The sequence below is a fragment of the Vibrio sp. B172a genome, assembly GCF_030248355.1.
In the GTDB taxonomy this organism is placed as follows: domain Bacteria; phylum Pseudomonadota; class Gammaproteobacteria; order Enterobacterales; family Vibrionaceae; genus Vibrio; species Vibrio owensii.
In genome coordinates this window covers 100670-125214 of sequence record NZ_JAHGAC010000014.1, presented here as the reverse complement: position 1 = coordinate 125214, position 24545 = coordinate 100670, and the positions used below count along the sequence as shown (strand labels likewise).

Genomic DNA, 24545 nt, shown 5'->3' with positions numbered 1-24545 from the left:
TATATGAATTATCTAGCGAGCAGTAACAGTAGGAATCGGTAAGTTATTGTGATTGGTAAGAAAAACAGGGTAGTACTCCAAATGTCCTGAACTGGAGCACTACCCACCATAGCCAAATACGAGTTTCTCTCCCCCACATTATTCGTGTTGTCTCCCCCGTGAAATAATTACCACAAACAACACCAATAATGACATTCCACTCGTATGGCAATGAAAAACCAGCAAATCTTTTTTACCTATAGGGTAGGTACTGCTGGGAAAGGGTTCTTACCATCCACTCTTGGATGACTGCAGTTTCTAAGATTGTGTTCACTGCTACATCCTCCTAATCGAAATAATTGTAGGGGGAGTAGGCAGGGAGGAGGCAAAAAGTAGGAGTAGAGGTGGAGTTGGGCGGAAGTCACATTATTGCGTGACCTAAAGTTGAAATCGATCACAGGAAGTATTCATTTTGTGATTTGAGTCTCTAACCCTTGGCGATTCAGATCACGAAAATACGTCATAATTGCAAGGGCGTAGGGATTAGGAGGATGAGACATATGGGATTATTTCAGATGATATATGTCGAAATACGGCTGAACCTCAATGGACTAGCCCTACATCAAAAATATAAAAAGGATACGAACATGAAAAAATTAAGCGCTGCAGCACTAGGTACTCTTGTTGCTCTGGGCTCTTTCGGTGCAAACGCTGCCATCGAAGAAGGACAACTTACTATCTGGATCAACGGTGATAAAGGCTACAACGGTCTTGCAGAGGTTGGTAAGAAGTTTGAAGAAGACACTGGTATCAAAGTAACAGTGGCTCACCCAGACGGCCTACAAGATAAGTTCCCTCAAACTGCAGCGACAGGTGATGGTCCTGATATCGTATTCTGGGCACACGACCGTTTCGGTGGTTATGCAGAAGCTGGTCTACTTGCTGAAGTCAAACCTTCTAAAGAGGTTCAAGAAGGTATCGTTGATTTCGCTTGGGATGCAGTACGTTACGACGGCAAATTGATCGGCTACCCTGTAGCGGTTGAGTCTCTATCTCTTATCTACAACAAAGATCTAGTTCCAAACCCACCTAAGACTTGGGAAGAAGTTGCTGCGCTAGACGCAAAACTTAAGAAAGACGGTAAGTCTGCAATTATGTGGAACCTAAAAGAACCGTACTTCACATGGCCACTAATGGCTGCTGATGGTGGTTACGCATTCAAGTACACTTCAGCTGGTTACGATGTTAAAGATGCTGGTATCGCGAACGAAGGCGTGAAAGACGCAATGAACTTCGTGAAAGGCCTTGTAGATAAAGGGGTTATCTCTGCAGATATGGACTACTCAGTATCTGAGTCTGCGTTCAACCAAGGCACTACGGCGATGACTATCAATGGCCCATGGTCATGGGGCAACATCGAGAAGTCTGGTGTGAACTACGGCGTAACAACGCTACCTAAGTTCCAAGGCCAATCTTCTAAGCCATTCGTTGGTGTTCTAACTGCTGGTATCAGCACTGCATCACCTAACAAAGACCTAGCAGTAGAGTTCATCGAGAACTACCTACTAACTAACGACGGTCTACGTATGGTTAACAATGACAAGCCACTTGGCGCGGTTGCTCTAAACTCATTCCAAAAAGAGCTAGATTCAGATACTCGTATTGCTGCAACAATGGACAATGCGATGAACGGTGAAATCATGCCAAACATCCCACAAATGAACGCATTCTGGGGTGCTGCTAAGAACGCTATCATCAACGTTGTTGACGGTCGTCAAACTGTAGATGCTGCACTAGCAGATGCAGAAAAACAAATGACTAAATAATTCAGTAATACCCTTTTAAGGAGGGGGCAACTCCTCCTTACTTTTCTATTTTTATCCTATATTCGCTAGCAGGTTCCCTATGCAGTCAGTTCAAGGTACAAATGCTATGACAGCACCAGACGCCAGCCTTCCGAGCAGCAAAAAAGTGTTTATCAAGTGGGCACTATTGGGCACAGTCGGCATTATCAATGGCTACGCAACAATCCTTATGTATTCTCGTGGTGAGATTGCGTTTGCACTCCTTACGCTCATTCTTACCGCTTTAGCGCTATTTATTTTTGGTAGTAAAAAGACCTACGCTCATCGCTATATCTACCCAGGTATTGCGGGGATGATCTTATTCATCCTTTTCCCTTTGGCTTATACCATAGGTCTTGCATTCACTAACTACAGCGCAAAAAACCAACTCTCTTTTGACCGTGCGCAGACCGTTTTGATGGACAGAACGTACCAAAGTGGCGACAGCTACCCGTTCACTCTGTACAAAACTGAGCAGGGTCACCAAATTGTAGTGAAGAAAGGTGAAGCGCTTTTAGCAACACCAACCTTTGAATTGCAAGGTTTCTCTGCAACGGATTTAGACTTAACACCAATCACAGAAGCGACGGGCGAGAAAGAACCGATTAAAACGATCGTTAAAAACCGCAGTGCTCTGAGTGGCGTTGATTTACACATGCCGAACGGCGATGACATCCGTATGAGCGGTCTTCGTAAGTTTGCGGCAGTTGTTCCTCTTTACACACTGCAAGATGATGGTGAGACGCTATACAACAATCGTACTCAAGAGACACTACGTCCTAATATGGATGTGGGTTACTACCAACCAGTAGACGAAAATGGTCAGTTTGTCGGAAACACGGTTTCTCCAGGTTTCGTGGTAAACATCGGTACGCACAACTTTGAACGTGTTTGGAAAGATGATGGCATTAAAGAACCGTTCATCAGCATCTTTATCTGGACGATTGTTTTCTCTGCGTTGACCGTTGTTTGTACACTGGTTATCGGTTTGGTACTTGCAAGTGTCGTTCAGTGGGAAGCCTTGAAAGGCCGCTCTGTTTACCGATTACTGCTTATTCTTCCGTATGCGGTACCAGCGTTTATCTCTATCTTGATCTTTAAAGGTCTCTTCAACCAGAGCTTTGGTGAGATCAACATGTTGTTGGAAGGGCTGTTTGGTATTAGCCCTGCGTGGTTCTCAGACCCATTCATGGCGAAAACCATGATCCTAGTGGTTAACACTTGGTTAGGTTTCCCGTACATGATGATTCTTTGTATGGGGTTACTGAAAGCTATTCCTGAAGATCTGTACGAAGCATCGGCTATTGATGGCGCAAACTTCATCACTAACTTCACTCGCATTACGTTGCCGATGATGCTGAAACCATTAACGCCACTGCTGATTGCTAGCTTTGCGTTTAACTTCAACAACTTTGTACTTATCCAGCTATTGACGGGTGGTGGTCCAAACATGATTGGCACATCAGAGCCGGCAGGTTACACGGACTTACTTGTAAGCTACACGTACCGCATCGCATTTGAAGGTGCTGGTGGTCAAGACTTCGGTCTAGCAAGTGCAGTTGCAACGCTTATCTTCCTATTGGTTGGCGCACTAGCACTATTGAACCTACGTGTTACTAAAGTAGCTCAGGATTAAGGAGACAGAACAATGGCAATGGTACAAGGCAAGTCATTAAAATATCGTGTTTGGGCTACACATATCGCAATGTGGGCGTTCCTAGCGCTGATTATCTTCCCACTGTTGATGATCATTGCGATCTCATTCCGTGAAGGTAACTTTGCAACGGGTAGCCTTATCCCAGACAACCCAACGCTAGACCACTGGAAACTGGCGCTTGGTATATCAGTAACAAACGCAGATGGTTCAATTACACCACCTCCATTCCCAGTTATGACTTGGTTATGGAACTCAGTAAAAGTTGGTGGAATCTCAGCTATCTTGATTGTGGCGCTATCGACAACATCAGCTTATGCGTTTGCTCGTATGAAGTTCAAAGGTAAGAACACTATCCTGAAAGCTATGATGATCTTCCAAATGTTCCCTGCAGTATTGGCATTGGTTGCTCTATACGCATTGTTTGACAAGCTAGGTCAGTACATTCCGTTCCTAGGTTTGAACACCCACGGTGGTTTGATCTTCGCTTACTTAGGCGGTATTGCGCTTCACGTATGGACAATCAAAGGCTACTTTGAAAGTATCGACTCTTCATTAGAAGAAGCAGCAGCGCTTGATGGTGCAACGCCTTGGCAAGCATTCCGTCTGGTACTACTTCCACTGTCAGTGCCAATTTTAGCGGTAGTGTTTATCTTGTCATTTATCATGGTGATAGGCGAAGTTCCGGTAGCATCATTACTGCTATCTGATGTAAACTCGTACACTCTTGCGGTTGGTATGCAGCAGTACTTGTACCCTCAGAACTATTTGTGGGGCGACTTTGCGGCAGCAGCAGTGCTTTCAGCAGTGCCAATCACAGCAGTATTCTTACTGGCGCAACGCTGGCTTGTTGGTGGTCTAACGGCTGGTGGTGTGAAAGGTTAATCTTGGTTGGTCACTAAGATACAAAAGAATAACTAGAAAAGGGCGACCATTAGGTCGCCCTTATATTTAGCAATCGATATTACACTTTTGGTTTGGCCGCCGATCAGTAATATCTCGCTTCTATTGGCGTTACGCATAGCTGGCTGTTAGCTTAGTTCCTTACGCTTTAATCACTAACAGTTTCTTGTAACCATAACCTGAGTTTAGACTCAGGTTTTTTTATGCCTATAGATTCATTTTGTATTTATAACAGATACAGACTAACCAGTTTGCAATGCATTACACAGCGGCATCCGAATGCCGTGCGTATCACTTCACATAATTAGTGTAGGGGTATTCGAAAGGAAACGGTGGTGTACTCAGGGGAGGGCTTTAAAACTCGCGGCTAGATGGCGCACAGCCTACATATTGCAGCAGTGTGTACAAACTCTCTTGTTGCAATGCGACACGACGGAAAAGATCGGCAAATGTGGTATCGCCACCAAAGCAAGTCTGGATGTAGTGGTTAATTTCGTCTTCGTTATAACCTTCCACATACATGGTGCGCACCCATTGGTACTCGACCGCCTTTAAATTGGTCAATGTCTTTTCACTTAATGTGGTCTCTTTTAATCTCAAGATCCAAACTCTATCCAACACTAAAATTGTGCGTGGATTTAATCAAATCAAAGTGAAAGATTTATGACAATTTGAATCTAGTGTGAAGTGAATGACAGAACCATGACATTACTTCACACATATAGGGAGCAAACGATTACTTGATAATCAGTTTTGGGTCTTGGGGGCAAGTTATTTGAACTGTTTGAGCTATTTGAGATATTTGACGTGCGCTTCCATTTCTTCGCCAATTTGCTTACGCATGTTCATCAAGCGAATAGCCGATTGTTCTAGTGCTTTGTCTTCATCCGACTCAGGAATCCACTTTGGTACATCGGTTGGTTTTCCGTCTTCATCGACCGCAACCATGATGACGATACAATGCGTCGTTAGGCGGTTTTTTAACTCTTTTGGGTCGCTAGCTTGTACATCAATCGCGATATGCATTGAGCTACGACCTGTGTAAATGACCTTCGCGCTGACTTCGACTAAGTTACCGACATGAATCGGCGCAACAAAGCGAATACCACCCGCATACGCTGTGATGCAGTACTTGCCACTCCAAGCCGCGCTGCACGCGTAAGCGGCCAAGTCGATCCATTTCATCACGGCGCCACCGTGCACTTTACCACCGAAGTTTACGTCTCCCGGTTCAGCAAGAAAACGAAGGGTAATATCTCTTTGACCACTGCTCATCTGTCATTCCTTTGTGCGTTGTTACTCACTTCAATGTATCAATAAGGAATCGATACTGGAATAGCTGATGCAACAAAATATTAACTTTTCTATCAACGTTTCAGATAAAGCCGTCAGATACAAAAAAGCCACGCTAATGAGCGTGGCTTGTGAGATTGAATTACGATGTCGCTGGTGGTAAATCTGGGCTTGGCGATTGTATCTTCTTGCGAATCTTAATTTGCGACAAGATAACGCCAGAGATAACCAGCATGCCGCCAATGATGTGGTAAACATGCACTTCTTCGCCGAGCATAGTTGAAGCTAAAGCTACCGAGACCACAGGCATCAGGTTCATGAACATGGCACTAGAATCCGCGCCAATCAAATCAATTGCTTTCACCCACATCAATGGGGCAAAGATAGACGCCGCAATACCCGCATAAGCAATTAAAGGTAATGCGCTTTGGCTTGGCAGAAGTTGATCACTGCTCAACCACAACGGTGCAAGCATGACTAATGAGAAAAAGCCCTGCATGTAAACCAGAGTCATGCTGTTGAATGGCATCTTCCAACGCTTAAGTAACACGCAGTAAATCGCGTAACAAAGTGCAGCAAGAAGCATCAAGCTGTCACCTTGTGTCATATCTTGATGTAGGAAGTAGGTAATATCGCCATGGCCAAGCATAAACGCCAAACCGCCAAGCGAAATCACGCCGCCCGCCACGCTCAACATAGAAATTGACTTACCTAACAAGGGTACGCTCAGAAAAACACTGATAAGAGGAACAAGAGAAGTGATCAGTGCCATATTCGATGCTGTCGTCGTCAAACCTGCGTAGTAGCCCAACGATTGGTTTAGCACCATACCAAGCAGCGCAAGGCACGCGAGCTTTGGCAGGTAAGGGCGAATGACATGACGTTGACGGATTACGGCAGGTAAGCAAAATGGCGTCAGAAGCACCATAGCGACAAACCAACGGTAGAAACTCATTGCACTCGGTTCGATGGCACTTGCTGCCATTTTATTTACGATGGAATTCCCACCCCAAATCATGACAGTAAAAAACGGAAGCAAATAAACCATGAGAACCTCATCGCACAATAATTAATGGCGCTAGTCTGACAGGTCTTTATAATGAAAAGTATCTCTGGAAAGACATCGTAAGCGATAGGAAGACAATTTTGAAAAAGAGCACGAGGAATCTTCATCCCTCATTATCAATTGAGCAAGCACCATCAGATGTGTTTATGAATTTTGAAGCCTTTCTGTCGAATACTGAAACTCGGATTCATAGTCACCCTTGGGGACAAGTGCAGTTGATAAGTGGCGGCATTCTAGAAATGGATGCAGAAGACACACGCTTTTTAGCACCACCACATCTGGCTATTTGGGTGCCGGCCGGAATTCGTCATACCAGCTATAACCGTAAACCATTGGAATACTGCTCTTTAAATATTGCACCAGAGCTAACGCAGCACTTCCCGTCTAAAACCAGTCTGATCAAAGTAACGCCAATAGTGTCTGCGATTGTAGAAGATTTCCGTCAGCGCGACATTAACGTGGCAAAGAGTGAAGAAGACAAACGCATCGTACAGGTACTGCTTGATCAGTTAGCGAAGCAAGAGGTTGAGCATCATTTCTTGCCAACCACAGACAACAAATATCTAGAACCCATCCTAAAAGCCGTCGAAGAAGCGCCAACGGATGAGATTAGTTTGGGAGAGTGGGCGGAAAAGGTGCATACCACCGAACGTACGTTAGCTCGCCATTGCCAAAGTGAGTTAGGGATGAGTTTTACTGAATGGCGATTGCGAGTTCGTTATCTGCATTCAATGGAGCTGTTAAGAAAAGGACAAACCGTGAAAGAGGTGGCGTTGACGTTGGGCTATAACCAAGCCAGTCCTTTCATTGCTATGTTCAAGAAATACTCCGGCATTACACCGGAGCAATATAAGAACCGTTTGTTATAGCTGATTGAGCACGTAGTCTAAGCCGCCTACAACTGCTGCAACTTGAGCGTCGTTACACTCTTCATCAGTCACTTTTGGGCTGTCTGGGTAAACTTCCGTAGTGGTGCCGTAAGTGCAGTTGGTTACGCCGCCACACAAACCCAGTTTCACCATTGGGTAATTAATCACACCAAATTGCACCACTGGCGAGCCAATGATTTCGCCTTTATCGTCAGCAGGTGCAATATGCGTTACCTTCGCTACTGACTCGATGACTGCTTTTTGGAACTCAGGTTGCGGGTTTTCTGTATCACCCACCGTGTAGAAACCGTCTGGGATCATGCCTTCGATGTATTCAAGGCCATCACGTGCCGCAAGTGCAGGGCGGAATTCAGTTTCATCAGAATCGGTGGTTTCGTGCAGGTCGATGTGCATTAGAACATCACCCAAGGTCGCAACCAGCTTAATCAAGTTTGCTGACTCTTCCGCAGGGCTATCTGCATAGAAAGAGCGGTTTGGGTCGATCGCATTTGGGTTCCAGCGGTTAATCACTTCGTAACCCCAAGGACTAACACATGGCGCAACGACAATGTTGAAGTGTTCTGCATAACGTTCAGCTTGTGTATCAACAAACTTCAGTGCGCCGTGCACACCACTTGTTTCGTAGCCGTGTACGCCGCCAGTGACCAAAACAACAGGTTTTGCTGCATCCCAGTTACGAGTCTTAATACAAAACAGAGGGAAGCGTGCTTCATCGTAAGAAAGTGCGCCGTATTGCTCAACATCAAAACGCTCGCGAAGGGCATCAATTTTTGTTACGACTTCTTCTTGGTAGCTACGTTTTACGTCACGTTGCTCACACCAAGCTTTGCGTTCTGCTTCGCCCCATGGCTGACCTGGGGTACCGATTGGGTAAGTGTATCCGCTTTTCATCTATACTTTTCTTTTGTGTGCTTGAAAGGTAAGACAAGACTAGTCCTGTCTCAAAGCCACATCAACACAAAACACAATTTGTGACCTTATTCTTTGCAGAATCATAACTTTGCTGAGTGATTTAATGGTGTTACATTTTGTTACTTATTCAATTCCATAAAAGAGATAAATAAATGGCTGGAGCAAGTTTACTGACACTGTTGGATGACATTGCAGCTGTATTGGATGATGTCGCATTGATGTCAAAGGTAGCGGCGAAAAAGACCGCTGGTGTATTGGGCGACGATTTGGCGCTAAACGCGCAGCAAGTATCGGGTGTTGCTGCCGAAAGAGAAATTCCAGTGGTATGGGCAGTCGCGAAAGGTTCATTTAAAAACAAGTTGATACTGGTGCCTGCGGCGTTGCTCATTAGTGCGTTTATTCCTTGGTTGATCATGCCATTACTCTTGATTGGCGGTTTGTTTCTCTGCTTTGAAGGCGCAGAGAAGATCCTAGAGAAACTATTCCCTCACGCTCATCAGCATGAAGGTAACGCGGAAGAGTCCTCTGATACGGGTGAATCCGTGGAAGAGTATGAGAAGAGAAAAGTGGCGGGTGCAATCCGTACTGACTTTATTTTGTCAGCTGAAATCATCGTGATTGCGTTAGGCACCGTCACAGGAACAAGTATCGTGACGCAGATTTTGGTAGTAAGCCTGATTGCGATCTTGATGACCATTGGTGTCTACGGTTTAGTGGCTGGCATTGTTAAGCTCGATGATTTGGGCTTCTATCTAGAGCGTAAATCCAATGGCGAAGGTCTGAAAGCCAAACTCGGTGGGGCGTTAGTAGCGTTCGCCCCGAAACTGATGAAGATGCTTGCGATTGTTGGTACTGCTGCGATGTTCTTGGTTGGCGGCGGTATTGTTGTTCATAACGTCCCTGCAATTCATCATCTGATTGAACCTATCATTATGGACTTCCGTGGTCACACCATTGCTACTGCGATCGTACCGACACTGCTTAACGGTATGATTGGTGTCATTGCTGGTTTGATTGTGGTTGCTGCTTGGACTGTGGTTGAAAAGGTTCGCGGTAAATAAGCGCGAGTTCAGTTTGTTGAGGCTGTATTAAAGCCAAAAGAAAAGGGTCATGCCTTTCCATATCGAATATGGTGGCATGACCCTTTTTCATTTCTTGAGGGTGATTACTTCACTTCCCACTCAATTTTTTCATTTGCACGGATTGGCACAACGATGTCGCTGCCAAATGGCATCGTTTCTGGTACATCCCACGCTGCTTTTTCTAGCGTGACTGTATCTGAGTTACGAGCTATGCCGTAAAAATCAGGGCCATTCAAGCTTGCGAATGCTTCTAGGTTTTCTAGCTTGCCTTCGTTCTCAAAGACTTCAGCGTAAAGCTCTAGCGCTGCGTGTGCAGTGTAAGACCCAGCACAACCACAAGCCGACTCTTTTGCGCCTTTTGCGTGTGGTGCTGAATCCGTACCTAGGAAGAATTTCTTGCTGCCGCTTGTTGCTGCTTCGATAAGCGCTTGTTGGTGGGTATTGCGCTTAAGAATTGGTAGGCAGTAGAAGTGTGGCTTAATGCCGCCGACTAGCATGTGGTTACGGTTGAACAGCAGGTGGTGAGCGGTGATAGTTGCTGCAACGTTATCAGAAGCGTTGTTGACGAAATTAGCCGCATCCGCAGTCGTGATGTGCTCAAGAACGATTTTTAGGTTAGGGAAGTCGTTGACGATAGGAGCAAGAACCGTGTCTAGGAATTCCTTCTCACGGTCAAAAATATCAACGTGGTTGTGAGTCACTTCACCATGAACCAAAAGCAGCATGCCAACTTCTTCCATCGCTTCAAAAACGTGGTAGATGTTCTTTGCATCGGTTACGCCAGAATCAGAGTTGGTGGTTGCGCCTGCTGGGTAAAGCTTTGCTGCAACGATTTTGCCTGTCGCTTTCGCTTTGCGGATTTCGTCTGGCGTGGTGTTGTCTGTTAGGTACAGCGCCATAAGAGGTTCGAATTGCTCACCGTGTTGTTCAGCAAGGATGCGATCACGGTAGGCTAGCGCCATTTCAGTATTAGTCACTGGTGGGACGGTGTTTGGCATGATCAGTGCGCGGCCGTTATAACGGCTAATATCGCGAACGGTATCTTTTAGAACTTCACCATCGCGTAAATGAACGTGCCAATCGTCAGGACGAGTAATAGTCAGTGTTGTCATTAATTGCTCCCACCATTTAAAAGTTATGTTTGGAGCCTAAACGCTGCATTTACCTCAAGAGCAAACGCTTGCGCTTAGGCGACAGGATGATAGTGGAATTGCACTTTCATTTCATCCCATTTTTCACATTTCTTTTCGGCAGGAGCTCAGTTGGTTACTTCATCGTCAACCAAAGCGCGTGAATTGTGCCTGGTAGGAAGAAGAAGAACGTTAGGATCAGGTTGATGAAGAAGTCTTTCTCTAGACCTTTTTCCATGTAAACCGCCACTGGTGGAAGGAAGATACAAAGTAGAATTAGAATCAGTTTATTAGTATCCATGGTCTATGCTCCGGATAGGTTATGTATAGTGTCAAAAAGTTGGCGAATTATGTGTGCGATGTCACGTTTTGGCAATCCTTATTTCGTCAATACTGTGCAAATTTATGGAACTCTGTTCATAAAGTGAGACAAAAAAGAACGTTAAAGAGAGACAACGTCAATCACCTTGGGAAGATACCTTATAAAAATTGAGTTTTTATAGGCACTTGGGTCATTACTCTTATGAGGATATGATAGTCCAATAATGAGAAAGTACCTGTAGGAAGAAGGCTATGTCGCAATCAGTTTTGTCCCAAATTAATGTTTTTCCAGTCAAATCCGTCGGAGGTGTTGCCTTATCTTCCGCTTGGGTAGAAAAACAAGGATTGAGTTTTGATCGTCGATTTATGATTGCGACGTCAGATGGCTCAATGGTGACCGCCCGAAAATTCCCCCAAATGGTGACCATTAAATCAGCGTTGTTGCCCGATGGCGTAGTGTTTACCAGTCTTGGTGAAGAGCCACTAAAGATTCGTTATCAAGATTTCAAAATGCAGGAAGCACCTGCAACGGTTTGGAAAGACAGTTTTACGGCATACACCACCACTGACGAAGCGGATGATTGGTTTAGTAGAGTGTTAGGTCTTCGCGTTGAGTTACTTTTTACTGGTGAGCAATCCAATCGTGTAAGAGAGAAGTTGGGGCACAACGTTAGCTTTGCTGATGGTTATCCGGTGCTTGTTATCAGTGAAGCGTCACTGGAAGAGTTAAATCGCAGAAGCTCTGAACAGCACTCAATGGATCAATTCCGAACCAACCTAGTGGTATCTGATACCAAGCCATTTGAAGAAGATTCATGGAAGCGCATTCGCATTGGTGAAGTCGAATTTGAATCAGTAAAACCTTGTGAGCGTTGCATTCTAACCACCGTTAACACTCAACGCGGTACATTCCGAGAAAGCAAAGAACCACTTAAAACACTGCAAGAGTTCCGTGCGAATGAGCGTGGGGGCGTGTTCTTTGGCCAAAATCTTGTTGCCCTTAACGAAGGCATTATTCGTTCTGGTGACCAAGTTGAAGTGCTGGAATACAAAGAGCCAGAGTTTTATCCAGATAACTCTCCTAATCGAATGACGCTAACTTGTGTCGAACGAGAAGAGATTGCGCGCGACTTTGTCACCTTATGGCTTGAGCCAAGTAAAGGTCAGCTACCAACGTACTTACCGGGTCAGCATTTACCTATCGAAGTGGATATAGAAGGTAAGAAAGTAGGGCGTCGTTACACCTTGTCCTCGAGCCCATCTCGCCCGGGGCGCTACGCGATTTCGGTTAAGCGCGTTTCTGGTGGGCGTGTGTCTAATTCACTGCTTGATAATCTGCAAGTAGGGGATGTACTGGAAGCGGAATCGCCAGATGGTCAATTTTATATAAAAGAGCATTCTGTTCAGCCTCTGCTTTTACTGTCTGCAGGAAGCGGTGTAACCCCAATGCTGTCAATGGTTCGTTACTTAGCTGATCACAACCAACTTGATGATGTGGTGTTCTACCATCAGTGCAGCACCGAGATTGATATCCCATGTAAAGATGAGCTCGATGAACTGAAACGTCAGCATCCGGGACTAGATGTGAAGATTTGCTTAACTCAACCTGCGGTGGATTGGTTTGGTCTTAAGGGGCGAATCAGCTTATCCCATATAAAACAGATCAAAGATGTTGAGAAGCGCCAAGTGTTCGTTTGTGGCCCTGATGGTTTTATGCAAAAGGCGAAAAATCTCCTACTCAAGAAAGGGCTACCGGAAGATAACTATCATCAAGAAGCATTCGGCGTTGCGGCTACTACAGCCAAGCCAGAGAAAAGTGTTGAGATTGAATTCAACGGCTTTAAGTTGATGGGTAACAACCAACAAACGCTACTTGAGCAAGTAGAGAATGCAGGCAAAACCATTAGCAACAGCTGTCGAGCGGGCTTGTGTGGTGCTTGTAAGGTTCAATTAGAATCAGGGCTAGTCGATCACCCAGATGTACCTGCTATCAGCGCAGAGGAACGTGCGATGGGTAAAGTGTTGGCATGTTGTGCAATCCCACAAACGGACGTGACACTCGCGGACTGAACGCGTTAAAAATAAACCGTAACAAACAAAAACGCCGCTAATTTAGCGGCGTTTTTCTATTTATCTCAGAGCGGTTTAAGCAACAAATCGCTCAGGAGTAAAATCGTCATTTAGTCGTAGATCGTTGGGATCGGCTGACGTTTGTGTTGAGTCATTTTGTAGATAGCTACAAGACGATCACTCACTTCTTGCGATACAGGCTTGCCTTCTAGAAAGTCATCGATCTGCTCGTATGTCAGGCTCAAAGCATCTTCATCTGCTTTTTGCGGCGCCAGTTCTTCTAAGTCTGCCGTCGGAACTTTCTTCACCAGTTGCTCTGGTGCGCCTAATGTTGCAGCCACTTCACGAACTTGACGTTTGCTCAAGCCAAACAGAGGTGCCATATCGCACGCACCATCACCAAACTTGGTGTAAAAACCCGTGATGTTTTCCGCTGAGTGGTCAGTACCAAGCACTAGGCCGCCAACGTAACCAGCGATCTCGTATTGAGCAACCATGCGAGCACGCGCTTTTACGTTACCTTTCACGAAATCTACTTTTGCTGCTTCCGTTGGAAGAAGACCAGTACCTTCTAATGCAACGTGAGAAGCAGCGTGAAGACCATCTACGCCTGCTTTGATGTTTACCGATACAGAGTGCGTTGGTTGGATAAAAGCAAGAGCAAGTTGTGCTTCGTCTTCATCCTTTTGCTCACCGTAAGGCAAACGAACGGCGATAAACTGGTAGCTATTGTCGCCAGCTTCTTCGTTCAGTTGGTCTACAGCCAATTGAGCCAAACGACCACATGTCGTTGAGTCAACGCCACCGCTGATGCCAAGAACAAGAGACTTACAGCCTGCTTCTTGCAATTTACGCTTGATAAAAGCGACACGGCGTTCAATTTCGAAATGCGGATCGATAGAAGGGAGTACTCGCATTTCATCGCGGATGGATTGTTCCATTTAGGGTTCCTTTTCCTGCAAATATGTACGACACCAAATGAGTGTGAATAAATTCATACTGCGGCAGGCGTTTATAGTTCACAAATGGTGAGAAACCATGCAGTTGATATTCATAAACGTCGCTTTAGTGTCAAAAAGCTCTAAAGATTAGTAGTATCATACCGAAATCATCGGATTAGAAAACTCTCTTCAACCAGGTAATCACCGGATATGAAAAAAATCGCCGTTTTTGGCAGCGCATTTAACCCGCCAAGCTTAGGTCACAAGAGCGTGATCGAGTCACTGAGCCACTTTGATCTCGTGCTACTTGAGCCAAGCATTGCACATGCTTGGGGCAAAAACATGTTGGATTACCCAATTCGGTGCAAACTGGTTGATGCCTTCATTAAGGACATGGGGCTTTCTAATGTTCAACGCTCTGACCTTGAGCAAGCTTTGTACCAGCCTGGACAAAATGTGACGACTTTTGCGTTATTAGAAAAAATTCAAGAAATCCACACGCAAGCCGATATAACTTTTGTCATAGGTCCTGATAATTTTTTCAAATTTGCTAAATTTTACAGAGCAGAAGAAATAACCGAACGTTGGACCGTGATGGCGTGTCCTGAAAAAGTCAAAATCAGAAGCACGGACATTCGTAATGCACTGTTAGAGGGTGAAGACATCAGTGCATTCACGACACCAACGGTCAATAAACTATTACTAAGCGAAGGCTTATACAAACAATCGTAATCTGAAAACGAAGAGGTCAGATTTTCATGGTCAGAGTTGTGGTACTTAGTGCATGCGCGCTGCTTGTGGCAACACAGGCTAGCTCTGCTTGTAACTATTTATCTGATCGTTCCGTCGTGTTTGCTGATAACACCATGCCTATCTGTGAAGATATTTTTGATAGTGTGGGTGTGTTAAGTATGGACACGATCAACTGGTACATTGCTGAAAAGTCGATTGAGGGGCCTACAGAGAGCTATTGGGATCAGTGGGCAATCAAATCGGAAGACACGCCGATTCTTACTCAGAATCTAGAAAGTAACTACTTTGGTCTTGGGCTATGGATGCCAGAAGAACTGAGGGATGAAGAGGCGAAGATGAGCACAGAAGAGTGGCTAAAAAGCCATGGCTTGATGTTCAGCGTCGGTTTTGGTGATAAGAGCGGTGATGAACCAAGAATGCGTTTTGATTACCGCTGGCATGAATACTACGACGCCGATTGGATGATGCAGATAGAAGTGCCGTTTTAATCGAATTCAAAACAAAAAGGACGTACTGAGTACGTCTTTTTTTCATTCTCGCCTCGTTAGTTTTTATAGTGCTTCCCCAAACACTAAAAAACACAACTGTTCGTATTCTTCGTCGTTGTTGTTGAACAATCTTGCAACGATGTCCGCTTGCTTCTTGCCTGACAACTTCATCTTACGTGCTTCTCTTAAGGTCAAGACAAGACAAAGCTCTATCGAAATTGAAGAATCACAGCCCGGCTTCCACTTATTAATCGAGTCTGTCAGTGGAGAGCTAGTCAACATTGGCTTTAGTGTCAGAACTTCATGTCTAACAACTGCCAGTAAATCCATCTGGTGTTCGCTACGTGCTTTTGTTGTCACCAACTTTTCAATCAACGCTGACAATAGAGCAGATGGCTTCACGTAACCTGCTTGTTGAGCAAATGCGTCAGTTAAGCGCACAGAAAAGTCACAGCGAGTTACTCGCGTGTTAGGCAAAAAGGTGAGGGAGCTCAAACATCCCTGAGGAATCCAGAAATACTGACCCGGTTCAATGGCATACTCATGTTTACCCAATTTAATGATCGCCAAACCTTCTACTACTGATAGTAAGCTGTGTTTTAGCGCTTTTTTACGCGCAGCAACATTAAGAAAAGGGTAATTAGCGTCGTGAAATTCAATTGCGTAGTTCATTGTGAATACCAGAGTTTTTGGGGCGCTAAGGGTAACGCTAAACCCCTAAATTGCCAACCGGATAACAGATTTTTTTGCGAATAGAAATTGTAATGGTACTGGTATGACCATGTTAAAAGTATGGTCTGAATTGCTGCGGGTTGGCAAAACAATGCGTAAAATGTGCCAGCTCTTTTTGAAATGAATTGAATAATGACTGCCAATACCGATCCTTATATTGAAATTCGTCCATACAACGACGAAGAAATCCCAGCTGCGCTGGACCGCCTGATCAAAGACGATGAGTTTATCAGCGCGATTTTAAACCACCGTTTTGCAAACAAAGCGGCGTGGTTCAAAACTCTCATGAGTCCGATTATCCGTGTCTACTTAAAAGCGAAGTGGAGCAAATTGGATTCTGTAGAGGCAATTCAGCTGGAAGTGAAGAAGTACCTTCAAGATACGCTTAATCGCACCACTGACGGCGTGACGTTTTCTGGCCTTGACCAACTGGACAAGAATACGTCTTACTTATTTGTTTCTAACCACCGTGATATCGCGATGGATCCTGCTCTCGTAAACTACGGTTTGCACCAAACGGATCATCGTACAGTGCGTATTGCAATTGGTGACAACCTGCTTAAGAAGCCTTGTGCGACTGAGCTAATGAGACTGAACAAAAGCTTTATTGTTAAACGCTCGGCGAAAGCGCCGCGTGAAATGATGAAAGCGTTAGGCTTGCTATCAAGCTACATCAAGCACTCTCTTGATACCGGCAACTCGATTTGGATTGCGCAAAAAGAAGGTCGTGCCAAAGATGGGAATGACTTTACTGATCCTGCCATCTTAAAGATGTTTCATGTTGAAGGGCGTAAGCAAAAAGTAAGTTTTGGTGAATACACGCGTTCATTGAAGATTGTGCCTGTTTCCATCTCTTACCAGAACGATCCTTGTGACATCGCAAAAGCCAAAGAGCTGTATGAGAAAGCAGAGAATGGTAGTTACGAGAAAGGCGAATTCGAAGATATCGAAAGTATCATCCAAGGTATCGTTGGTTACAAAGGTAAAGTGCACGTTGCATTTGGTGATGTGATTGACCAAGAGTTTGAAACTCCGGATGAGCTCGCGAACGAAATCGATCGTCAAATTCATAATAACTACCGTGTGTTCCCAATCAACCTGCTTGCTGCGGGTCGTGAAGATGAGTCGATTACGGAGTCGGTGAAATCTCAGTTGCAAGAGAAGTTGGAGCAACTGCCTAACGGTGCTCACAGTTACTTGGTGGCTAGTTACGCTAACCCAGTAAACAACCAAGAATGATTTAAACTTCGCTCAGTGCTTTGCAATAAAGCACTGAGCGCTTGGTTTCAGGAAGGAGCTTTCATCCAAGCTTTTCTATGGCGCAACTGCGCCACCTAGGGTCAAATTCGTTGGCCATTTCGTAACTCGATTTCCCCCCAAAAAGATATTGCCTTTCACTGTCATGGTGTCTGGAAATTTTGTCAGTTTAGAACCACCTATGTACAGGTTACCATCCACGATTAAACCTTCCGGCAGTTCGGTAAGCGGTGTGCGAATGACGCTTAGATCGCCTTTCACTCTTAATCTTGCGGGCAAACTGGTTAACGGGTTATCGGTTAAGTTTAAATAGCCGCCTAATTTGACACCGCGTGGCCAACGTTCAATCTTACTACCGAGTAAGTTCGCGTAACCCTTAATTTTCACCCCTGGTCTTATCGTTTTTAATGCGCTGTTGGTGGCTTCTAGGCTTCCTTGAACATCCAATCCTCTCGGCAATTTGGTGATTGGTGTTTGTGAAATGTTTAGATTGCCTTTAACAACTAACCCATCAGGTATCGTGGTATAGGGCTTATTACGAAGGTCAATATTGCCATAGTTATCGGTATGGCCAAATTTGGCATAGTAATCGAGCTCATAAGCGATGGATGAGCTAGAAAAAGCCGTTAGAGCGAGTAAGAGAAGTAAAGCGCGCATAACCGATACAGTATTAAGGATAAGTGGAAAAGGATAACGTAAAGCATTGTAGGTCGCTACAGCTCAATGTCTCAAGAATATGAGATGCTGCCAAGAACGCGAAACGTTTCTTTGTTAACTTATGTGGTCTTCATTGAGGGGATATTCATGAACTTAAGAACGATTTCTATGCTGGTGGCGAGTACTGCTATGGCCTTCTCAGGCGTTGTATTAGCAAAATCTTACAGTACACCAGATACAAAGGCTCTAGTAGTGGCAGACGGGAAGCTAGGACAGCGGGTTTGTTACTACGACGATAAGGCATACACCACTGGGGCGGTGCTAAACATAGATGGCGTATTGCTCGTGTGTACCGATGAGAATGACTTTGAAACCAACGGTTCACTGAAGTGGGTTGTGTTTCAGAAAGACAACCAGTAACAAGCCAATCAAGCATTAAAAAAGCGAGCTAAGAGCTCGCTTTTATCTATATGTCGATTATATATCGATGATTAACGCGCTAGAGAGCGAGTCTTAAGTTCAAAGATAAGCTTTTCAGCACTTACTTCAAACTTGAATCGAGCCGTTAGCTCTTTAGATTCTTCTGTCAGTTCTGAAACGTTGTATTCAACGTCAGCACAAACTTGTGTTGCTAGTTCGATGTATTTCGCCAACTCAGCTTCTAGTGCTGCTTTAGTCTCTGCGAAAATCGTTACGTCGGCAACATCGTCACCTTCTTTGATGATAAAACCCATTTCACCAGCGCAACCGCAAGCTTCACATACTTGGTTTTCTTCTAATTCGACACTCATAACGAATCCTCTTGTAAATACTGTGGGTATTCTATCAGGTATTTGATCTCTATCTACAAAAATGAATGATTTTGGATAAAAAAGGCACGGTATGTTATGTTGTTAACAGTGAGTTAATTAATTTTATTAGAACTTCCTTAAGGAAATTAATGTGATATGTATCAATATTTAAAATCAATTAACCTAGATATTCGTGAGATTTTTGTCAGGTTAGTTGAACTGGGGTTCAATTTATAAGACTATTTCCGGATTAATTATTTTTACATAATTATCATTCTTAGCCTGAGAATAGTTTCGATGAATGATTTGGTGCAAGGTTTTGATGGAGTGGACTTTTCGCCATATTTTGAGTCACATGTATTGACAGAAATATCACTGTAAATTGCACGTTACGCAGTGCACTTTAGTTATGATTGGTCCTCTGATTTGTTGTTAGAGGCATACAGTACATAATGCTGAGGATGATTTTCATTCTGGCCTCATTTAATTGTGAGTTAGATGGATTTACAAAGAGAAGAGCTTAAAATATGCCAAAGCGTAGTAAAGAAGATACCGAAATCACTATCCAGAAAATCATGGATGCCGTTGTTGATCAGCTTCTAAGACTTGGTTATGACAAAATGTCTTACACCACGTTAAGTCAACAAACAGGTGTATCGCGTACAGGTATTAGCCACCATTTCCCTAAGAAAACGGACTTTACCGCCGCGTTAGACGGTCGTATCTTCAAAATGTTCGTAGAACATCTAGAATTTGATAAAGGTCTGGATGCGTTCTCTAAGAGCTGGATTAAGGCTCTAGAAGATACTGAATTCTTAGCGATCTTGCGTCTATTGTTCCACCATATTGTTACTTCAGAAAGCGCACATGAGTTTGCTGCAAATGGCATTGACCGTTTGTACAAGATGGCAGAAAGCCAATTTGGTGCAGGTAGCGACAAAGAGCTAGAGTGGTTGATTGGTCGTTCGTTGATTCAAATGAGCAAATAACCCCAAAACAAAAAGCCCCGCAACGTTGCGGGGCTTTTTTGTATGCCTATCATTTGGAATGACAAACAAGGGCATAAAACGCGCTGATTAAGCCGCTGCGTGCACTTGAGGAAAATCCAAGGTTGGGTGCTTAGTTACGATTGAGCGGTAGCCATAGACTTGCTCAATGCGTTCTGGAGTCAGTGCATTCCAAGGCGTGTCATCACATACTAACTTGCCATCATGCAGCAGGACTAAGCGGTCTGCATATTGAGAAGCTAAGTTCAAATCATGCAACACAACCACGACGGCAGCATTATTCTCTTTGGCTGCTGCGCGAGCAATTTTTAAGGTGTTGTGCTGGTGAGCCAAATCCAAAGCGGAGGTTGGCTCATCTAACATCAAGATTTTCTTATCGCCAGACTGATGAAGCTGTGTGAGAACACGTGCTAAATGCAAACGCTGCTTTTCGCCACCAGATAGAGCAGGGTAGAGGCTATCAGCTAAATGCAAAACATCAGTTTGTTGCATGTAGTGCAACGCGAGTTCACTGGTTTCCTTATTGGAGATAGAAAGAGGGATTGCTCCGAGCTCTACCACTTCTCTCGCTAAGAAAGGAAACGTCAATGTGCTGTGTTGTGGCAGCATAGCGACGTGTTTTGCACTCTCTGTAGGTTCCCAATCATTCTTTTGGGTACCAAAGAATTCGATATCATTTTGAGATGGGATTTCACCACACAGCAGCTTTAATAACGTGCTCTTGCCGGCTCCGTTCGGACCAAGCAATGCTGTGACTTCTCCAGCTCGAATCTCAATACTGATGTCGTCCAGAACGACACGGCTTCCGTATCGCATCGAAATATTTCTGCCCGACAAAACGGTGTTATTCATTACAGGATTTTCCCTTTTTGTTGGAACAGTAAGTAGATAAAGAATGGGGCACCAATCAGTGCAGTAACGATACCTACTGGTAATTCTGCTGGTGCAACTGCGACACGTGCAAACATATCTGCTGCCGTAAGAAGTAATGCCCCCATCAACGCAGAAATAGGAAGCAGAGTTCGATGGTCAGGCCCTGCGAGCATACGACCTAAGTGAGGAATAACAAGGCCGATAAAGCCAATAGCGCCACAGATACTCACGGTAATCCCCACACCTACCGCAGATAACAAAATGAGCTGTCGTTTTAGCTTTTGAACGGGAACGCCCAAATGCCTTGCTTCAGATTCGCCCAGTAGGAGAGCGTTTAGCGACATCGCTTTTTTCTGGAACCAGAACATCAGCAATACCAATGCCACGGCCGCTAAGCCAATACCTGACCAATTCGCACCGGCTAGTGACCCCATAGACCACAGTGTTAAGTCACGCAGCATTTGATCGTCTGCGATGAAGTTCATGAAGCCAATTGCGGCCCCTGATAGTGCACTGATAGCAACACCAGCGAGAAGCATGATGGTAACGGATGTACCAAACTTGCTTGTCCCTAACCAGTAAACTAAAACAGTAGTGATAGCACCGCCTAAGAAAGCAAAGAAAGGCAGTGCTGCTAGGTTCATTAATGTTGGATAGTTTTGGCTGAAATCAGCAAAAACGACGATAGCAAATGCACCACCTAGCGCCGCACCAGCAGAGACACCGATGATGCCAGGCTCGGCGAGTGGGTTTCGGAACAAGCCCTGCATGACGACACCACAGATCGCTAAAATGGCACCGATAAACATGCAAAGAATAGTGCGAGGAAGTCGTATTTCGTTGATAACCAGTTGGATGTGAGGAGCAAGATCAGAGCTCGCCCCTGTTAAGCTTCGCAGGCTGTCTGTGAAGCTGATATTCATTGGGCCTACCGTAATTGAAGCAACTGCGATAAAGGCTAAAATGCCGGATAAAGCAAGCAGAATAGTAGGTAAAGGGGTACGTCTTAATAGCATTGAATCTCTCTACGGGTATAACAGCTCATTCAGGCGCTTCGCTTCAGAAAGGCTCTTTAGTCCCAAACCACCTACGAGTGCGTGGCCATCAATTGTCACGATGTTTTTGTTCATCCCAGCCGGCGTAGCAGCAAGTAGAGGCATCGCTTTCAAAATGGCATCTGCACCCCCCATTGTTTGGTAACTGCGGCCACTTACTAGGATCACATCCGGCTGCATTTCAACCATGGCCTCTGTAGATAGAGGTTTGTATGACGACAGCTGACCTGCCGCTGGGTTTTCACCACCCGCAAGCTGAATGATGGCATCTGGCGTGGTTTCTGAACCTGCGACGTTTGCAGGGCGGCCTTCATGAATAAGAAGGAAGAGGACTTTCTTTTTGTCAGCTTTTGCAGGTTGGTTGCTCTCAAGCGCTTTTACTTGCGTTTCAACTTCAGTCTTTAGCGCTGCTGCTTGAGTTTCACGATGCATGATGTTGGCGATTTGGTCTATGCGATCCACAAGACCTTCAACATTTGCTTCTGTGTTTACAATCTCTACATCTACACCAGCAGACTTTAGTTGCTCAAGTGTTGTGCTCGGGCCCATTTCATCAGAACCAATCACTTTCGTTGGACTGAGTGCTAGCAAACCTTCAGCAGACAGACGACGGTGGTAACCCACTTTTGGCAATTCCATTTCTTTTGGCAGTTGGCTGGTGACATCAACAGCAACAAGGCTGTCTTTTGCATCAAGCGCGATAAGCAATTCGGTGACAGCGCTACCCGCACTAACAACACGTTCAGAAGATGGGGCTTCATTGGCAAAAAGACTCGCACTTGCCAGCATAGTGACAGCTGCTGTTAAGGCGGTGCGAACTGGAGATAGTGTTTTATTCATTAGGATGTTCTCAATCTTATGTTCTTTTATTGCGACTCTTCAGTGAGCAATTGAGTCGCTTGAATTCCGTTTTCTTGTAAAAAGCCAAGAAGCTTAACCAGTGACTGAATATCGGCGGTTTTTTCAGCGCCAATCACAATCGGTTTATCTGTTGATTTACTTTCTTCTAGCAGAGCAATCGTGAAGTTTTCCCAATCGATGTAAGACTTGCCATTGATTGCCCAGTGCGGTTCGTCTTTAAGGATGTTGACCGTAATTGATTGTTTATCAACTTCGGCAACGGCTTGGGAATCAGTGCTTGGAAGGTTGACATCTAAAGAGTCGAGCTTGACTGCCGCAGTCAACATCAAGAACACCATTACAATAAAGATAATATCCAGTAACGGGGTGAGGTCCGGTGTTAAACCATGGCTGCTATTGTCTTGAGGTGCTTTAATCATGAGCTTCTCGCTTCAACATGATCAGCAACCGTTGCGATTTCTTTGTTGTTTTCTGGAGAAACGTGTTGCAAAGAAATGCCTTCTAGCCAGAGGTTTACATAGTTCAGTGTATGCTCAAGCTTAGCGATAACGCGGTCAGCCCAAAGACCGATCAGTTGTGCGCCAGAAATTGCGGGCAAGGCAATGATCAAACCTGCAGCGGTCGTGCGCATCGCGAGACCTAGGCCATCAGCCAAATCGTTTGGCGTGATGTTACCTGTGGAAGACGCTATGCCTTTAAACATATCGATCAGGCCAAGTACCGTACCTAATAAACCGATAAGTGGGCTGATCACACCAATCAGAGTCAATAAACGAAGACCTGAGTGCAATTGATGGCGCTTTTCTTGTAGCCAAATCCCCGCCGCATCTTCACGTAAAGATTTAGAGAACGAGTGATGCGCTAGCAACATTGCAACACCACGATAAAGAAGAGGGCGTTTGCCAGAAAGTTCATCCGCTAGCGCTTCGATATCTTTGTTGTTGGTCGGATCAAGGTTATTCAGCTTTTGACGAATTGCGCGTTTGCCTACGCCTAGACTGATGAATACTTGAAAGAGTCTTTCCGCGATGATCATGACTGTAAGTGCAGAGCAAATAACTAAAGGCCAAGTCATAAGACCAAATTGGGTTTGTAAATGTTGTAGCTGTTCCATTATCCATCCAACTTAAAACGAACTGGGATTTGAACTCGGTGAGCAACTTTTTGCCCGCCAGAAATATGTGGTGAGAATTGCCATTGTTTGATGGCACGCAGGGCTGAAACATCGAGCATTTCAGCACCGGAAGATTCGATAAGTACTTGTTTTACTTGGTTGCCATTTTCGTCCAACCAAACCTCATAGAGTGCCACGCCTTCGATACCACGCTTACGAGCTGAACGAGGGTAACGAGGCTGAACAGGCTGGGAAACAAAAGCAGGTTGGTCAATCATCACAGGCTGAGACGTTGCACCTTTTGATTGTTCAGTCGGCGCTGCTTTTTGTTGCGGTACAGGCTCTTTTGCCACTTTCTTTTCCACTTTTTCTTTTGGCTGTGGATCTTTCTTGGCAACAGGCTTAGATGTTTGCGGCTTCTTAACTGGCTTCGGTTTTTTCTCGACAGGTTTCTTTTTGATCGCTTCTTTCTTCACGATTGGCTTTTCTACCGTCTTTTTAACCGGTTTAGGCCCTGGCTTTGGTTGAGGCTTTTTTTGTGGCTCTGGTTGCTTCTCTTCTACCACTTCTTGTGGTGTCGGTTCAGCTTGGACTGGTTTGGGAGCCGAGACTAAATTGAGGCTAACCGAGCTAGTAGGATTCCCTGCAGGCATTGCAAACACCTTCGTCTCTTGAGAGACAAAAAGCAGTGCAGCGTGCACCACTAAAGAGGCGCCTCCGGCAATGACATATCTTTTTACGTTCACGGGTAAATCTCGGTATTGCTAATCATTATCAACTTGGACTGATTATCACTTACAAAAGAAATAAGATCAATTATCAATTGCATTATCATTACGGCCAAATTATGATCTTTGCAGTTTTTTTGAAAT

General features: G+C 44.8%; 27 protein-coding genes. 11 read left to right on the top strand and 16 right to left on the bottom strand.

The window, feature by feature from the left end; all coding sequences use genetic code 11:
• Positions 1 to 626 precede the first annotated feature (626 nt).
• From malE to malG, 3 genes are all read left to right on the top strand, one after another.
• On the top strand, positions 627 to 1805 hold the full coding sequence (malE, locus tag KIT90_RS15390; RefSeq protein WP_009704861.1) for a maltose/maltodextrin ABC transporter substrate-binding protein MalE: 1179 nt from the start codon (positions 627 to 629) through the stop codon (positions 1803 to 1805).
• Positions 1806 to 1884: 79 nt separating this feature from the next.
• Positions 1885 to 3459 (top strand): maltose ABC transporter permease MalF, encoded by a 1575-nt coding sequence (gene malF / locus KIT90_RS15385; RefSeq protein WP_122069707.1) that lies wholly within the window; start codon positions 1885 to 1887, stop codon positions 3457 to 3459.
• Between the two features lie 12 nt (positions 3460 to 3471).
• Positions 3472 to 4362 carry a maltose ABC transporter permease MalG gene (gene malG, locus KIT90_RS15380; protein ID WP_005441164.1) on the top strand — a complete coding sequence of 297 codons (891 nt, stop codon included), beginning with the start codon at positions 3472 to 3474 and terminating at the stop codon, positions 4360 to 4362.
• Between the two features lie 372 nt (positions 4363 to 4734).
• On the opposite strand, the gene KIT90_RS15375 is transcribed toward malG, so the two are convergent.
• The 3 genes from KIT90_RS15375 to KIT90_RS15365 all read right to left on the bottom strand — a co-directional run bounded on the left by KIT90_RS15375 (position 4735) and on the right by KIT90_RS15365 (position 6721).
• Positions 4735 to 4980, bottom strand: coding sequence for a hypothetical protein (locus KIT90_RS15375; protein WP_027726536.1), 246 nt, complete (start codon positions 4978 to 4980; stop codon positions 4735 to 4737).
• 189 nt (positions 4981 to 5169) lie between these two features.
• Entirely contained in the window at positions 5170 to 5655 is a 486-nt protein-coding gene (locus tag KIT90_RS15370) for an acyl-CoA thioesterase (RefSeq protein ID WP_005441158.1), read from the bottom strand.
• Positions 5656 to 5815: 160 nt separating this feature from the next.
• Positions 5816 to 6721, bottom strand: a complete 906-nt coding sequence (locus KIT90_RS15365) for a DMT family transporter (protein WP_038893498.1) — start codon at positions 6719 to 6721, stop codon at positions 5816 to 5818.
• Positions 6722 to 6819: 98 nt separating this feature from the next.
• Between KIT90_RS15365 and KIT90_RS15360 the strand changes: the two genes are divergently transcribed.
• Positions 6820 to 7608: a helix-turn-helix domain-containing protein gene (locus KIT90_RS15360; protein WP_038893499.1), complete on the top strand. Its 789-nt coding sequence runs from the start codon at positions 6820 to 6822 to the stop codon at positions 7606 to 7608.
• Here KIT90_RS15360 and KIT90_RS15355 read toward each other — a convergent pair.
• Complete coding sequence (locus KIT90_RS15355; protein WP_285377365.1) at positions 7603 to 8520, bottom strand: M14 family metallocarboxypeptidase; 918 nt, start codon at positions 8518 to 8520, stop codon at positions 7603 to 7605. The genes KIT90_RS15360 and KIT90_RS15355 overlap by 6 nt on opposite strands.
• Positions 8521 to 8693: 173 nt before the next feature.
• On the opposite strand from KIT90_RS15355, the gene KIT90_RS15350 reads away from it, so the two are divergent.
• Positions 8694 to 9602, top strand: coding sequence for a DUF808 domain-containing protein (locus KIT90_RS15350; RefSeq protein ID WP_285377363.1), 909 nt, complete (start codon positions 8694 to 8696; stop codon positions 9600 to 9602).
• Between the two features lie 104 nt (positions 9603 to 9706).
• On the opposite strand, the gene pyrC is transcribed toward KIT90_RS15350, so the two are convergent.
• Positions 9707 to 10735 (bottom strand): dihydroorotase, encoded by a 1029-nt coding sequence (gene pyrC / locus KIT90_RS15345; RefSeq protein WP_061008314.1) that lies wholly within the window; start codon positions 10733 to 10735, stop codon positions 9707 to 9709.
• A gap of 154 nt (positions 10736 to 10889) precedes the next feature.
• Positions 10890 to 11054: a YqaE/Pmp3 family membrane protein gene (locus KIT90_RS15340; protein ID WP_005453437.1), complete on the bottom strand. Its 165-nt coding sequence runs from the start codon at positions 11052 to 11054 to the stop codon at positions 10890 to 10892.
• 272 nt (positions 11055 to 11326) lie between these two features.
• Here KIT90_RS15340 and KIT90_RS15335 point away from each other — a divergent pair, with 272 nt between their 5' ends.
• Positions 11327 to 13144: a hybrid-cluster NAD(P)-dependent oxidoreductase gene (locus KIT90_RS15335; RefSeq protein WP_285377361.1), complete on the top strand. Its 1818-nt coding sequence runs from the start codon at positions 11327 to 11329 to the stop codon at positions 13142 to 13144.
• A gap of 110 nt (positions 13145 to 13254) precedes the next feature.
• Here KIT90_RS15335 and nadE read toward each other — a convergent pair whose 3' ends face one another.
• Positions 13255 to 14085 (bottom strand): ammonia-dependent NAD(+) synthetase, encoded by an 831-nt coding sequence (gene nadE, locus KIT90_RS15330; RefSeq protein ID WP_039839882.1) that lies wholly within the window; start codon positions 14083 to 14085, stop codon positions 13255 to 13257.
• Positions 14086 to 14295: 210 nt separating this feature from the next.
• On the opposite strand from nadE, the gene KIT90_RS15325 reads away from it, so the two are divergent.
• Both KIT90_RS15325 and KIT90_RS15320 read left to right on the top strand, forming a co-directional pair.
• Complete coding sequence (locus tag KIT90_RS15325) at positions 14296 to 14817, top strand: nicotinate-nicotinamide nucleotide adenylyltransferase (protein WP_285377360.1); 522 nt, start codon at positions 14296 to 14298, stop codon at positions 14815 to 14817.
• Between the two features lie 26 nt (positions 14818 to 14843).
• Positions 14844 to 15326 (top strand): hypothetical protein, encoded by a 483-nt coding sequence (locus tag KIT90_RS15320; RefSeq protein ID WP_005441137.1) that lies wholly within the window; start codon positions 14844 to 14846, stop codon positions 15324 to 15326.
• Between the two features lie 63 nt (positions 15327 to 15389).
• On the opposite strand, the gene KIT90_RS15315 is transcribed toward KIT90_RS15320, so the two are convergent.
• Positions 15390 to 15998 carry a hypothetical protein gene (locus KIT90_RS15315; protein ID WP_039985250.1) on the bottom strand — a complete coding sequence of 203 codons (609 nt, stop codon included), beginning with the start codon at positions 15996 to 15998 and terminating at the stop codon, positions 15390 to 15392.
• 192 nt (positions 15999 to 16190) lie between these two features.
• Between KIT90_RS15315 and KIT90_RS15310 the strand changes: the two genes are divergently transcribed.
• Positions 16191 to 17297: a 1-acyl-sn-glycerol-3-phosphate acyltransferase gene (locus KIT90_RS15310; protein WP_005441135.1), complete on the top strand. Its 1107-nt coding sequence runs from the start codon at positions 16191 to 16193 to the stop codon at positions 17295 to 17297.
• 75 nt (positions 17298 to 17372) lie between these two features.
• Here KIT90_RS15310 and KIT90_RS15305 read toward each other — a convergent pair whose 3' ends face one another.
• Complete coding sequence (locus KIT90_RS15305) at positions 17373 to 17972, bottom strand: hypothetical protein (RefSeq protein ID WP_041053686.1); 600 nt, start codon at positions 17970 to 17972, stop codon at positions 17373 to 17375.
• Between the two features lie 147 nt (positions 17973 to 18119).
• Between KIT90_RS15305 and KIT90_RS15300 the strand changes: the two genes are divergently transcribed.
• Positions 18120 to 18392 carry a YnjH family protein gene (locus KIT90_RS15300; RefSeq protein WP_032802124.1) on the top strand — a complete coding sequence of 91 codons (273 nt, stop codon included), beginning with the start codon at positions 18120 to 18122 and terminating at the stop codon, positions 18390 to 18392.
• Between the two features lie 71 nt (positions 18393 to 18463).
• Here the strand turns inward: KIT90_RS15300 and KIT90_RS15295 are convergent, their stop codons facing one another.
• Positions 18464 to 18763 carry a YfcZ/YiiS family protein gene (locus tag KIT90_RS15295; RefSeq protein ID WP_005441132.1) on the bottom strand — a complete coding sequence of 100 codons (300 nt, stop codon included), beginning with the start codon at positions 18761 to 18763 and terminating at the stop codon, positions 18464 to 18466.
• Positions 18764 to 19290: 527 nt separating this feature from the next.
• On the opposite strand from KIT90_RS15295, the gene KIT90_RS15290 reads away from it, so the two are divergent.
• Positions 19291 to 19752 (top strand): TetR/AcrR family transcriptional regulator, encoded by a 462-nt coding sequence (locus KIT90_RS15290; RefSeq protein WP_005441131.1) that lies wholly within the window; start codon positions 19291 to 19293, stop codon positions 19750 to 19752.
• 87 nt (positions 19753 to 19839) lie between these two features.
• Here KIT90_RS15290 and KIT90_RS15285 read toward each other — a convergent pair whose 3' ends face one another.
• The 6 genes from KIT90_RS15285 to KIT90_RS15260 are packed head-to-tail and all read right to left on the bottom strand — an operon-like array spanning position 19840 to position 24419.
• Positions 19840 to 20622 (bottom strand): heme ABC transporter ATP-binding protein, encoded by a 783-nt coding sequence (locus KIT90_RS15285; protein WP_061008322.1) that lies wholly within the window; start codon positions 20620 to 20622, stop codon positions 19840 to 19842.
• Positions 20622 to 21659 (bottom strand): iron ABC transporter permease, encoded by a 1038-nt coding sequence (locus KIT90_RS15280; protein WP_285377356.1) that lies wholly within the window; start codon positions 21657 to 21659, stop codon positions 20622 to 20624. Before KIT90_RS15280 ends, KIT90_RS15285 begins: the two co-directional genes overlap by 1 nt.
• 9 nt (positions 21660 to 21668) lie before the next feature.
• Positions 21669 to 22538, bottom strand: a complete 870-nt coding sequence (locus tag KIT90_RS15275) for a hemin ABC transporter substrate-binding protein (protein WP_005441128.1) — start codon at positions 22536 to 22538, stop codon at positions 21669 to 21671.
• A 26-nt stretch (positions 22539 to 22564) separates the two neighbouring features.
• A complete protein-coding gene (locus tag KIT90_RS15270) occupies positions 22565 to 22978 on the bottom strand; it encodes a biopolymer transporter ExbD (RefSeq protein WP_005441127.1) in 414 nt (137 codons plus the stop codon).
• A complete protein-coding gene (locus KIT90_RS15265; protein WP_005441125.1) occupies positions 22975 to 23673 on the bottom strand; it encodes a MotA/TolQ/ExbB proton channel family protein in 699 nt (232 codons plus the stop codon). Before KIT90_RS15265 ends, KIT90_RS15270 begins: the two co-directional genes overlap by 4 nt.
• The gene (locus tag KIT90_RS15260; RefSeq protein WP_285377352.1) at positions 23673 to 24419 is read right to left on the bottom strand and encodes an energy transducer TonB; all 747 of its coding nucleotides are present in this window, start codon (positions 24417 to 24419) and stop codon (positions 23673 to 23675) included. The genes KIT90_RS15265 and KIT90_RS15260 overlap by 1 nt, the downstream gene beginning before the upstream one ends.
• Positions 24420 to 24545: the final 126 nt, after the last annotated feature.